This window comes from Amycolatopsis sp. NBC_00345, assembly GCF_036116635.1.
Taxonomy (GTDB): Bacteria; Actinomycetota; Actinomycetes; order Mycobacteriales; family Pseudonocardiaceae; genus Amycolatopsis.
Window position 1 is genome coordinate 9574446 of sequence record NZ_CP107995.1, and the last position, 12489, is coordinate 9586934.

Genomic DNA, 12489 nt, shown 5'->3' on the forward strand with positions numbered 1-12489 from the left:
AGGGGTCGCCGCCCGTAGTCACGGTCCGGCTTCGGGGCGCATTCCCCGCAGCAGCCCGTTAATCCCGCTCGATCGCGTGCCCCACCACGTCCGGCCCCGGATGCGCATGCCCGGACCCATCGCGTCGCAAGTCCACTTCAGGCAGCTCCACCGGATCCCCGTTCCGGGCCGCCCCAGCCGGCCGCGGCCCGATCCAGGCCACCGTCACGCCGGTCTCGCCCTTCAGGAACCGGTGCGCCCGGACCCCGGCCGTCGCCCGGCCCTTCGCCGGGTACTCGCTGAACGGGGTCACCTTCACGCTCTGCCCGGTCGCCGTCACGACCATCGGCTCCCCGTGCTCCTCGTCATCAGTCCGGACCGCGCCGAAGAAGACCGCGCTGCCGCCGGCGGGAATGTTGATCCCCGCCATGCCGCCGCTCTTCAGCCCCTGCGGGCGAACCAGCGAAGCGGCGAACCGCAGCAGCGAAGCCTCGGACGACACAAACGCCAGCGTCTCACTGCCATCAGTCAGCCAAGTCGCGCCGACAACCTGGTCCCCGGCCTTCAACGAGATCACCTCGAACTCGTCCGACCGCACCGGCCACTCGGGCGCGCACACCTTCACCACGCCGCCGCGCGTGCCCAGCGCCAGCCCGGCTGACCCGGCCGCCTGCTCACCGAGCGGGGCGATACCGACCACGGTCTCGCCCTTTTCCAGCGGCACCAGCTCTTTGGCCGCCATACCGCCGCGCAGCGACACCGTGCCGGCTTGTTCCGGCAGGACCGGCAACGGCAGCACGTCCGTCTTGAACGCGCGCCCGCGACTGGTCACCAGCAGTACCTGCCCGCGCGCGGTGGTGTGCACGACGGCCGAAACCGCGTCGTGCTTCACCCGGCCGTTGCGACGCCGGACCTCGGACGCCTCCTCCGACTCGGCGGCCGTCCGCGCCACCAGGCCGGTGGCCGACAGGATCACCTGGCACGGGTCGTCCGTGATCTCCAGCGGGCCGGACGGCTTCGAGGCCGCCAGCACCTCCTTGAGGTCACCGTCGATCAGCCGGGTGCGCCGCTCGGTGGGGAAGTCCTTCGAGATCTTCGCCAGCTCCGACGAGACGAGCTTCTTCAGCACCGTCTCGTCGTCGAGGATCGTGCTCAGCTCCGCGATCTCCTCGCGCAGCTTGTCCTGCTCCGCCTCCAGCTCCAGCCGGTCGTACTTGGTCAGCCGGCGCAGCGGGGTGTCGAGGATGTAGGTCGCCTGGATCTCGGAGAGCTTGAAGCGCTGCATCAGGCCGTCCTTGGCCGCCTGCGCGTTTTCGCTCTCGCGGATCAGCTTGATGACCTTGTCGATGTTCAGCAGCGCGGTCAGCAGGCCCTCGACGAGGTGCAGCCGCTCCTCACGCTTGCGACGGCGGTAGCGCGTCCGCCGGGTGACGACCTCGTAGCGGTGCTTGAGGAAGACCTCCAGCAGCGCCTTGAGCCCGAGCGTGCGCGGCTGGCCGTCGACCAGCACCAGGTTGTTGATGCCGAAGGACTGCTCCAGCGGCGTCAGCCGGTACAGGTCGGCCAGCAGCGCCTGCGGGTTCACGCCCACCTTGCACTCGATGACCAGGCGGGTGCCGTTCTCGCGGTCGGTGAGGTCCTTGACGTCGGCGATGCCGGTGAGCCGCTTGGACTTGTTGACCTCGTCGGTGATCTTCTCGATCACCTTCTCCGGCCCCACGCCGTAGGGCAGTTCGTTGACCGTGATGGCCTGCCGCCCGCGGCTGCCCTCGAGCGGCCCGGTCTCGACGTTCGCCCGCATCCGCACGACGCCGCGGCCGGTCTCGTACGCCCGGCGCACCTCGTCGAGCCCGAGCAGCGCGCCGCCGGTCGGCAGGTCGGGCCCGGGGACGATCTCCATCAGCTTGTCCAGCGTGGCGTTCGGGTGATTGATCAGCCACCGCGCCGCGTTGATGATCTCGCCCATGTTGTGCGGGATCATGTTGGTCGCCATCCCGACCGCGATCCCGGACGTGCCGTTCACCAGCAGGTTCGGGAACGCGGCGGGCAGCACCGACGGCTCCTGCAGCGACCCGTCGTAGTTCGGCCGGAAGTCGACGGTGTCCTCGCCGAGCTCGCCGACCAGCAGCATCGCCTCGGGCGACATGCGGGCTTCGGTGTTGTGGTTGACGAAGCCACCGGCCAGGAACGAGTGGTCCTCCGTGGCGACCCGCACCGAGTAGACCTCGGTTGCCTCGGCCGAGGCAACCTCGGTGACTTCCTCGAAGCGGTAACCCGAGTCCATGATCGGCAGGATCGTGGACAGGATCTCGGTGTCGTTGATCCGGTCGATGATCCGCAGCCGCTCGGTCTCCCACCGCTCGACGCGGTCGAAGTTGTGCTGCGTCAGCCACTTACGACCGCTGCCCCGCCGGTCGAAGTCCAGCGCGCCGCGCACGTAGTCGGCCACGAACGGCACCCGGTCGCCGCCGAGCCGGTGCGGCCGCAGCACGGAACGCCGGAGCAGGCTCTGCAGCTTGGCCTGCTTGGTCTTGAGGAAGCCGACCCGCTCGGCGAACGCACGGACGTTGCGCAGCCCGGACAGCACGAGCCGGTGCTCGACCGATCCGCTCGGGCGGGTGTACTGCCGGTGCGTGGCCATCACGCCGAACTCGGCGAGCAGCTCCTGCAACTCGCCCGCGAGCCGCGCGCTGTAGCTCGTGTACTGGATGGTGAAGCCGTCGAGTGCGACCCGGCAGCCGCCGTCACCCTCGAACGCAGCCATCAGGAAGGCCCGTTTGACCCCGGGGCCGCCGTTCCACACGCACTCGGGCACGAACTTGTCCCGGGATTTGTGCTCGATGAACTCCGAGAGCGGGCTCGCGCGAAAGGCGTCCATGCCGCCCGCGTCGTCCTGCACGTCGAGTTCGTGGATCAGCTTCCGGTCGCGGCGGGTCTGGCGCTGGGAGACGTAGCGCTTGCCGCCCACGACCTGGTCGTAGGCGTGGAGGACCTCGCCGAAGTAGTGCTCGTCGGTGTTGTTGAAGCCCGCGCGGTTCTCACTGGCGAAGCCCTCGGACACCCAGGCGCCCGTGAGGACTCCGAGGACGTACTCACGCGCCGTCGGCGCGACCTGTGTCCACGCGTTGCGGGCGATGCACACCACGGTGCCCGGCTTGACCTCGTCGAGCTGCCGCCACTGGAAAACCGGCACGCCCATCGGAGCTTCGAGGCACAAGACCGGGTGATTTTCGCTGCCGCGAAGGGAAAAGCCTGACTTCGTGGCGATCCGGACCGTCGGGTGGACACCGGAGTTGAAGACCTTGTCGACGCGAACGGCTTTGCCGTCCTTGTCGAGTACCTCGAAGTCGGCGTCGGCTTCGGAATCCGCCGGCAGGTTCACCACGTCGGCGATCCGCGGGCTCGACCCGTCGGCAAGCCGGATCCGGGTATCACCCACCACGCAGTATCGCGAAGCAGCTGGTCCGTCGTCCGGGCTGCCGAAATTTCCGTGCCCGTCGATGAGCGGGGCGTTGAGCGAGAAGTCCTGCGCCAGCCGGACCATGGCGTCGTAGATCGCGACGTCACCGTGCGGGTGGTACTTGCCCATGCAGTCGCCGACCACGCGGGACGACTTCACGTACGCGTGGGTCGGCCGGTAGCCGTTCTCGTTCATCGAGTACATGATGCGGCGGTGGACCGGCTTGAGGCCGTCGCGCGCGTCGGGGAGGGCGCGGGAGTGGATGACCGAGTAGGCGTACTCCAGGTAGGAGTCCTCCATCTCGGTCTGCAACGGGTTGTCGAAGACCTGTGCGCCCGGCCGGTCGAACGCGCTCGCGTCCACCCGCGTCACCGGGGTCTTGCTACGGCGAGCCATGGCTCACAACTCCTTGGGAACGAAGGAAAATCAGACGTCGATGGCTTCGCGGTCGACGCGGTCGGAGGATTCGACGAGCCAGTTGCGCCGGGGCTCGACCTTCTCGCCCATCAGCAGTTCCAGCGCGGTCTCGGCGGCTTCCGCGTCGTCGAAGTTGATTCGCCGCACGGCGCGGGTGGCCGGGTTCATCGTGGTCTCCCAGAGCTCGTCGGCGTCCATCTCGCCGAGGCCCTTGAACCGCTGCACGGGGGTGACGATCTGCTTGCCCGACCGCTCCAGCTCGGCGAACTTCGTCTCCATCTCGCGCTGGGTGAAGGTGAAGTGCGTCTCCGGGCTGCGGCCCTTGGTGACCAGCTTGTGCAGCGGCGGCATGGCCGCGTACAGCCGGCCGTCCTCGATCACCGGCCGCATGTACTTGGCGAACAGCGTGATCAGCAGCGTCCGGATGTGCGAGCCGTCGACGTCCGCGTCGGCCATCAGGATCACCCGGCCGTAGCGCATGGTGGTCAGGTCGAACGTGCGCCCGGTGCCCGCGCCGAGCACCTGCACGATCGACGCGATCTCGGCGTTCTTCAGCGTGTCGCCGAGCGAGGCCTTCTGCACGTTCAGGATCTTGCCGCGCAACGGAAGCAGCGCCTGGTACTCCGACACTCGCGCCATTCGCGCGCTGTTGTGGACGAAGACGCCGGCTTCCAGCGCGAAGTTGTGGTAGCCCTCGACCGTCAGGTCGTAGACATCGGCCGTTTCGCTCAGCGGTTCCACGGCCGCGACGGTGTGGTTGACCTGCGACGCGGCTTCGCGCAACCGGGCGTGATCGCCATCGAAATGAGCCAGCAGCTTGGCGAAGCGCAGGCCGGTGCGAGCCTGCTCCAGGCGCAACGCCTCGTAGGCATCGCCGAGCTCTGCGTCGGGCAGCGACAGCAGCCCGGACAGGCGCTTCAGCGCGGCGATACGGCGCCCGTCATTTTGCTTCGCCACCCGCTCGGTGCGGGATACGGAGGCCACGTAGTGGGCGCGACCGGCTTGGACCTTCGACAGATGGCCAGTGGCGGGATCGCTCATCCGTATCTTCATCCGGATCGAGTGGCGCTCCCCGAACTCCGGGTTCTGGTCGTGCCAGGCCAGGACCGCGGCCCGCTGCCGCTCACACTCGGCGGGATCCGCGAACTGCTCCGTCGTGGCCTGTGAACGCCACGCGAGCAGTTCCTCGTCCTGCCACTGGGCCTTGGAACGCTCGCTCCATTCCGCACGCCGGCCGGGCGCCGCGAAGAAGATGCGTACCCGCTCCGCTGCGTCCGCACGGTGTTCCGGGTGGGCCCAGTACTCGGCCTGGCGCTGCCGCATCCGCTCGGCGTAAGTCGCCTTCTCGCTGTCGCTGAGCGACGCGTACCAGTCCTGGAAGCCTTGTTCGATCCGCTCGCGGAACGCCGGGTCTTCGTTGCGCGCCGCGAGCCGGGCAAGGCACGCCTCGCGGAACGCGGGGTCCTGCCACTGTGTCGACAGCATGGCGGACTTGAACTCCAAACCACCATTGGCGAGCCAGGCGCGGTAGCCCGCGTGCACGTGTTCGCCCATCATCGACGCGTGCAGGGCGGCGTGGTCCTCCCACGTCATCCGCCGGATGTTGCGCGGGTCGTTGTTCCGCTTGTCCACGTCTACGTGATGCCGGACATTGCCGTTGCCTGCGCTGTCGAGTTCGTGCCTCAGGTTGTAGCTGTCCGCGAGGTAGTGCGTGTAGACCCACTCGTCCCGGTCGTTCATCCAGACGCGTTCATAGCCGTCCAGCTTGTCGCCTTCGGCCTTGGCCGAGACTGACCGGTACAGCGGCATCAGCGAGTCACCTGGGGTGAGCGCGTCCGCGCGCCGGTACGAGCCGTCACGAAGCCGGAAGAGATGGTCCGGCGTGCACCGGACCGATTCGCCGTTGTCCAAGGTGACGCGCACGAGCGGCGCGGCGCGTTTCGTCAGCCGTGGCTCCACCAACGGAACCACCACGACCCGGCCCGCTTTGTTGGTCGTGTAGCCGAAGTGGGTTGTGCCCTGCTCCCAATCGGCGGCGAGATCGGCGAACGAACGGCTCTCGCCGGAGGCCAGCGCGACCCTTGTATCTCCGGTAAAACATCCCAATGCGCTGTCGCCCTCGACGAGGAACAGCTCGCTGCGGGCGACGCCGGTGGTGCGGCAGTCGACGAGCTTCGGCGGCATCGCCGCGCCTTCGAGGGCGGTCTTGCGCCGGGCGGCGTCCTTCTGCTGCTTCTGGGTCAGCCGCACGCGCGCGGCGTCGACCACCTTCTGCAGCACGACCTTCGCCTCGGACTTGGTCCTGCGGTCGTCGACCCAGGCCTTGATGTGCTTGTCGACGACGCCCTGGATCACGCGCGTGATGCCGGCGGTGGACAGCTCGTCCTTGGTCTGCGAGGTGAACTGCGGCTCCGGGATGCGCACGTGGATCACGGCGGTCATGCCCTCGAGCGCGTCCTCCAGCGTCGGCGGGTCCTCCTTGGGCTTGAGCAGCCCGCGGGTCTTGCCGATCGCCTCCTGCAGCGACTTCGTGACGGCGCGGTCGAAGCCGCGCCGGTGGGTGCCGCCGTGCACGTTGCGGATGGTGTTGGTGAAGCACTCGACGGTGCGCTCGTAGCCGGTGCCCCAGCGCAGCGCCACCTCGACCTCGGCGCGACGCTCCACATTGGACTGCATCACGCCGCTGGCGTCGGCCGCGTTCTCCTTGTACGTGCCCTCGCCGTTGATGACCAGGGTGCCGCAGACCGGCTTCTCGCCGTCCGGGGTGAGGAAGTCGACCATGTCCACCAGCCCGTGCGGGAAGTGGAAGGTCTCCTCGTTGATCGTGTCCTCGATGGCGGTGCGCAGCACGTACGTGACGCCGGGGACGAGGAACGCGGTGTTGCGCAGCTTCCCGCGCACGCCTTCGACGTCGAGCGAAGAGCCGGTTTCGAAGTACCGCGTGTCGTACCAGTAGCGGATCGAGGTGCCGCCGCGCTCGCCGCGCTTCATCTTGCCGACCAGGGTGAGGCCGGAGCGGCGGGTGAACTTGGCCTTCGGGCCGGGCCCGTCGAAGGTGCCGGGCACGCCGTGCGCGAACGACATCTGGTGCACCTGGCCGTTTTGCTTCACCGTGACGTCGAAGCGGTGCGACAGCGCGTTCACCGCCGACGCGCCGACGCCGTGCAGCCCGCCCGAGGTCTTGTAGCCGGAGCCGCCGAACTTGCCGCCGGCGTGCAGCCGCGTGAGCACCAGCTCGACGCCGGAAAGGCCGGATTTGGCGTGGACGCCGGTGGGGATGCCGCGCCCGTCATCGTCGACCTGCACACTGCCGTCCGCGTGCAGGGTGACGATGACGCGGCTCGCGTGGCCGGCCACGCCCTCGTCGGTCGAGTTGTCCACGACCTCGGAGAAGAGGTGGTTGATGCCACGGCTGTCGGTGGAGCCGATGTACATCCCGGGGCGTTTCCGGACCGCTTCGAGACCTTCGAGATGCGTCAGGTCGTCGGCCCCGTACAGAGTTTCAGCAGTCACGAGGTCGCTCTCCCGGATCAAGACAAGCTGGCGGTGGATAAGGGCTCGGTGCGCACGCCGGAGCGGCGCTCCCGGGCTGACACCGTACTGCAGGATATCCGCACCCACCGACAGGTTCGGCGCCCTCCGGCCCGGGTGTGGCGCGACGGCGTGTCCCAGGTCACCGGTATGGTCAAGAAGGAATACATCTTGCGCGCGAGCGGTTGAGCGGACCAGTAAGGGCAGAGCGCAGGAACCACCAGCGTCGAGGAGCGGTCATGCAGTTCGGAATCTTCACGGTGGGCGACGTCACGACGGACCCCACCACGGGCACGGCGCCGTCGGAGCACGAGCGCGTCAAGGCGATGGTCCGGATCGCCCTCAAGGCCGAAGAGGTCGGCCTGGACGTGTTCGCCACGGGGGAGCACCACAACCCGCCGTTCGTGCCGTCGTCGCCGACCACCATGCTCGGCTTCATCGCGGCGCAGACCGAGAAGCTGGTCCTCTCCACGTCGACCACGCTGATCACCACGAACGACCCGGTGAAGATCGCCGAGGACTTCGCGATGCTGCAGCACCTCGCCGACGGCCGCGTGGACCTGATGATGGGCCGCGGCAACACCGGGCCGGTCTACCCCTGGTTCGGCCAGGACATCCGCCAGGGCATCCCGCTGGCCATCGAGAACTACGCGCTGCTGCGCCGGCTCTGGCGCGAGGAGGTGGTGGACTGGGAAGGCAAGTTCCGCACCCCGCTGCAGGGCTTCACGTCCACCCCGCGCCCGCTCGACGACGTGCCGCCGTTCGTCTGGCACGGCTCGATCCGCAGCCCGGAGATCGCCGAGCAGGCCGCGTTCTACGGCGACGGCTTCTTCGCCAACCACATCTTCTGGCCGACGCAGCACTACCAGCAGCTGATCGCCTTCTACCGCCAGCGCTACGAGCACTACGGCCACGGCCAGGCCGACCAGGCCATCGTCGGCCTCGGCGGGCAGGCGTTCATCCGGCCCAAGTCGCAGGACGCGTGGAACGAGTTCCGGCCGTACTTCGACCAGGCGCCGGTGTACGGGAACGGGCCGTCGCTGGAGGACTTCACCGACCAGACACCGCTGTCCGTCGGCAGCCCGCAGGAGGTCATCGACAAGACGCTGACCTTCCGTGAGCACTTCGGCGACTACCAGCGCCAGCTGTTCCTGATGGACCACGCCGGCCTGCCGCTGAAGACCGTGCTGGAGCAGCTCGACCTGCTCGGCGAAGAGGTGGTCCCGGTGCTGCGCAAGGAGCTGGAGGCGAAGCGCCCGGCGCACGTCCCGGACGCCCCCACACACGCGTCGCTGAAGGCCGCGCACGACAGCGAAAACACCCTCGTCTGAGTTTGTCCCGTTGTGCCCTGAAGGCCACCTTCAGGGACGTACATGCCCTCAAGGTGGCCTTCAGGGCACAGCTGAGCAGAGTCCGAATCCGAGTCGGGAGAAGAGAAATGACCGCACGCAGCATTGCCGTGGTCACCGCCGGGCTGAGCCGGCCGTCGTCGACGCGGCTGCTGGCCGACCGGCTGGCGGAGGCCACCCGCGCCGCGCTGGGCCCCGAGACCACGGTCGAGGTGGTCGAGCTGCGCGACGTGGCCGTGGACGTCACCAACAACATGCTCACCGGCTTCCCCAGCCCGCGGTTGCGCGAGGTGGTCGACACGGTGACGCGCGCCGACGGGCTGATCGCCGTCACGCCGGTGTTCACCGCGTCGTACAGCGGGCTGTTCAAGTCCTTCTTCGACGTGCTGGACAAAGAAGCCCTCGACGGCAAGCCGGTGCTGCTCGCCGCGACGGGCGGCACGGAACGGCACTCGCTCGTGCTGGACTTCGCCCTGCGCCCGCTCTTCGCCTACCTTCGCGCAACGCCGGTGGCGACGGGTGTGTACGCGGCTTCGTCGGACTGGGGCAGCGTCGCCGCGACGGGCGCGTTGCAGCAGCGTGTCGAGCGCGCGGCGGGCGAGCTGGCGGCGCTGGTCTCCGCGGCACCCGAGTCCGTGGCCGAGCCGGAGTTCGCGTCGGTTCCGTTCGAGCAGCTGCTTTCCGGTGGTGTGTAAGGGCTTCAGCGCAGGTTCGTGATGCGGCGGGCCAGGAACCGGCGGTCCGCCTCGTTGGTCGCCAGTTCCAGCGCCCGGCGGTAGGCCTCGGCGGCTTCCGGCCGGCGGCCGAGCCGGCGCAGCAGGTCGCCGCGGGTGGCGGGCAGCAGGTGGTAGCCCGCCAGCCGCTCGTCCGCCTGCATGGCCGTCACCAGTGCCAGGCCCGCCTCGGGGCCGTCCGCCATGGCGACGGCCACCGCGCGGTTCAGCTCCACGACCGGCGAGGGCAGGCGTTTCACCAGCTCGCCGTACAGCGCCGCGATCTGCGGCCAGCCGGTCGCGTCGGCGGTGGGTGCGCTTGCGTGACAGGCCGCGATCGCCGCCTGCAGCTGGTACGGCCCGGCCGAGCCGCGGCCGAGCGCCGTTTCCACCAGCACCAGCCCTTCCTCGATCGCGGTCGCATCCCAGCGGGAACGGTCCTGGTCCTCGAGCGTGACGAGCTCGCCGTCGTCGTCGAGGCGCGCGTCGCGGCGTGAGGACTGCAGCAGCATCAACGCGAGCAGCCCCTCGATCTCCGGCTCGGCCGGCCTCAGCTCCGCCAGGGTGCGGGTGAGCCGGATGGCCTCCGCGCACAGGTCATGGCGGCCGGGCTCGTCGCCGGCGGTGGCCGCGTAACCCTCGTTGAACAGCAGGTACAGCACTCCCAGCACGGCCGTCGTCCGCTCCGGCAGCAGGTGTGCGGGCGGCACGCGGTAGGGGATCCCGGCTTCGCGGATCTTGCGTTTCGTCCGCACCAGGCGCTGCGACATCGTGGACTCGGTGACCAGGAACGCCCGTGCGATCTCCGCCGTGGTCAGCCCGGCGAGCGTCCGCAGCGTCAGCGCGACGCGGCCCTCCAGCGGCAAAGCCGGGTGACAGCAGGTGAACATCAGCCGCAGCCGGTCGTCCCGGACGCCGCTGGGGTCGGCGTCCGGTTCGTCGTGCGAAGCGAGTGTCGCGACGTCGCGGAGCTTCGCTGCTTCGGTGGCGCTTCGCTTGAGACGCGTCAGGGCGTGGTTACGCGCGGTTGTCGTGAGCCAGGCGCCCGGCCGTTCGGGGACGCCGTCTCGAGGCCAGCGTTCGAGCGCGCGGGTCATCGCCTCCTGCACGCACTCCTCGGCCAGGTCCCAGTCGCCGGTCAGCCGGATCAGCGTGGCGACCACCCGGCCGCCTTCCTCGCGGAAGACGGCCGTGACCGCGGCCTCGGTGTTCAGGCTTGTTCCTTTGCTTCGAAAGGCCACAGCGGACGGACCTCGATGGGCCCCCACAACGCGGCCGGGTGCTTCGAGGCGACCTCGATCGCCTCGTCCAGGTCCGCGCACTCCAGCAGGTCGAAGCCGAGGATCTGCTCCTTCGTCTCGGCGAAGGGCCCGTCCGACAGCAGCACCTCGCCGTCCTTCACCCGCACGGTGGTCGCCATGCTCGCGGGCCGGAGCCGGTCGCCCAGCAGCCGCACGCCGCGGCCGTCCATCTCCTCCACCCACGATTCGGTGGCCGGGTCGGCGGGACCGTCCTCGGGCGGCTTGCCGTCCTCGTGGGTCAGGCCGCAGATCAGCAACATGTAGCGCATCGGATCGCTCCTTCTCTCGGGTGTTTCCTACCCGACCACCGGGGACGGCCGAAACAGACAGCGGTCGCGGGCCCGTTTGGAAACCTAAGTAGTTACTTGACTATTGGCGTGGGTGAGCGGATGGTTAAGGACATGGTTAACGATGGAGCGTGGCTCGACCGGGTGTTCCAGGCCCTCGCCGACTCCACCCGGCGCGAACTCGTCGAACGGCTGGTCCGCGGACCGGCCGCGGTGAGCGAGCTGGCCCGGCCGTTCGCCATGTCGCTGCCCGCGGTGATGCAGCACCTCCAGGTGTTGCAGGACTGCGGCCTGGTGCGCTCGGAGAAGAGCGGCCGGGTCCGCACCTGCCGGCTCGAACCGGCGGGGCTGCGGCTGGCGGAGGAGTGGCTGGGCGCCCAGCGCACCGACTGGGAGCGCCGGCTGGACCGGCTCGGCGACTTCCTCACCGAAGACCCGTCAAGACCCGACCAAGGGAGCACGTGATGACCGACGTTTTCACCAAACACGCCACGTTCACACTCGAACGCCACTATTCGACGCCGCCCGCGAAGGTGTTCGCCGCGTGGTCCGGCCCCACGGCCAAGGCGGCCTGGTTCGCCACGCCGGGCGGCGAGCACACGCTGGACTTCCGCGTCGGCGGTCAGGAGGTGAACTCCGCTCGCGGGCTGGTGTTCACCGGGGAGTACCACGACATCGTGCCGGGGGAGCGGATCGTCTATTCGGGCACGCTGCGCTCGCCCGCGGGGGTGATCACGACGATTTCCGTGACCACCATCGAGCTGGAGTCCGACGGTGACGGCACCCGCCTGGTCCTCACCGAGCAGGGCACGTTCCTCGACGGGCACGAGGACCCGTCCTGGCGGGTGCAGGGCACTGGTGACTGGCTGGACCAGCTGGGCGCTTACCTGGCCGGTTAGGCCGGGTGCGGCCGAGGTAGTCCACATCGGACTCGCCCGGGGGGTCGCCGGGCATGGGCGGTCCGGGGCGGGCAGACTGGCGGAATCGGACACGGGAGGGGAAAGCGCGTGGGAGTCGGCAAGCCGGTGAAGCGGGTGGCCGCGGCAGTGGCCGGCGGGGTGCTGGTGGCCGTCGGCGTGGTCCTGCTGGTGCTGCCGGGGCCCGGGCTGTTGCTGGTGCTCGCGGGGCTGATCGTGCTGGCCTCGGAGTTCCCGGCGCTGGAGAAGTTCGTCGACCCCGTGCGCAAGCGCGCGATGAAGGCGGCGGAGGACAGCGTTTCGTCACCGCTGCGCATCGCGGGCTCGGTGCTCGCCGGTCTGTGCCTGCTCGGCGCCGGCGTGGTGTGGGGCCTGGTGAAGTCACTCCCGTTCGGCGGCTGGAGCGCGGGCTCGAGCCTGATCCTGTCCGGGCTGATCCTGTTCACGCTGCTGATCTGGAGTTACCGCCGGGTGCAGGCCCGTCGCGCGGCCCCGGCGCCGGACGAGCCGGCGCCGGAGGTCTAGGCCAGGCGGG

General features: G+C 69.3%; 8 protein-coding genes and 3 pseudogenes. 5 read left to right on the plus strand and 6 right to left on the minus strand.

Features of this window, described 5'->3' with window-relative positions; genetic code table 11:
* Positions 1 to 58: 58 nt before the first annotated feature.
* From OG943_RS43755 to OG943_RS43770, 4 genes and pseudogenes are all read right to left on the minus strand, one after another.
* Complete coding sequence (locus OG943_RS43755; protein WP_328606740.1) at positions 59 to 3835, minus strand: DNA gyrase subunit A; 3777 nt, start codon at positions 3833 to 3835, stop codon at positions 59 to 61.
* 30 nt (positions 3836 to 3865) lie between these two features.
* Positions 3866 to 4504: pseudogene (locus OG943_RS43760) on the minus strand (toprim domain-containing protein); the annotation flags it as partial.
* Positions 4505 to 4510: 6 nt separating this feature from the next.
* Positions 4511 to 5962 (minus strand): annotated as a pseudogene (locus OG943_RS43765) (ATP-binding protein); the annotation flags it as partial.
* Positions 5957 to 7369: pseudogene (locus tag OG943_RS43770) on the minus strand (ATP-binding protein); the annotation flags it as partial. The pseudogenes OG943_RS43770 and OG943_RS43765, both read right to left, overlap by 6 nt.
* 257 nt (positions 7370 to 7626) lie before the next feature.
* Between OG943_RS43770 and OG943_RS43775 the strand changes: the two are divergent.
* Both OG943_RS43775 and OG943_RS43780 read left to right on the plus strand, forming a co-directional pair.
* A complete protein-coding gene (locus tag OG943_RS43775) occupies positions 7627 to 8718 on the plus strand; it encodes an LLM class flavin-dependent oxidoreductase (protein WP_328606741.1) in 1092 nt (363 codons plus the stop codon).
* Between the two features lie 107 nt (positions 8719 to 8825).
* Positions 8826 to 9431, plus strand: a complete 606-nt coding sequence (locus tag OG943_RS43780) for an FMN reductase (protein ID WP_328606742.1) — start codon at positions 8826 to 8828, stop codon at positions 9429 to 9431.
* Between the two features lie 5 nt (positions 9432 to 9436).
* Here the strand turns inward: OG943_RS43780 and OG943_RS43785 are convergent, their stop codons facing one another.
* Positions 9437 to 10663 carry an RNA polymerase sigma factor gene (locus tag OG943_RS43785; RefSeq protein ID WP_442874847.1) on the minus strand — a complete coding sequence of 409 codons (1227 nt, stop codon included), beginning with the start codon at positions 10661 to 10663 and terminating at the stop codon, positions 9437 to 9439.
* Positions 10660 to 11019 carry a YciI family protein gene (locus tag OG943_RS43790; protein WP_328606744.1) on the minus strand — a complete coding sequence of 120 codons (360 nt, stop codon included), beginning with the start codon at positions 11017 to 11019 and terminating at the stop codon, positions 10660 to 10662. The genes OG943_RS43785 and OG943_RS43790 overlap by 4 nt, the downstream gene beginning before the upstream one ends.
* A 132-nt stretch (positions 11020 to 11151) precedes the next feature.
* On the opposite strand from OG943_RS43790, the gene OG943_RS43795 reads away from it, so the two are divergent.
* From OG943_RS43795 to OG943_RS43805, 3 genes are all read left to right on the plus strand, one after another.
* Entirely contained in the window at positions 11152 to 11502 is a 351-nt protein-coding gene (locus tag OG943_RS43795; protein ID WP_328606745.1) for an ArsR/SmtB family transcription factor, read from the plus strand.
* Entirely contained in the window at positions 11502 to 11936 is a 435-nt protein-coding gene (locus OG943_RS43800) for an SRPBCC family protein (RefSeq protein ID WP_328606746.1), read from the plus strand. Before OG943_RS43795 ends, OG943_RS43800 begins: the two co-directional genes overlap by 1 nt.
* Positions 11937 to 12044: 108 nt before the next feature.
* A complete protein-coding gene (locus tag OG943_RS43805) occupies positions 12045 to 12479 on the plus strand; it encodes a PGPGW domain-containing protein (RefSeq protein ID WP_328606747.1) in 435 nt (144 codons plus the stop codon).
* Positions 12480 to 12489 lie beyond the last annotated feature (10 nt).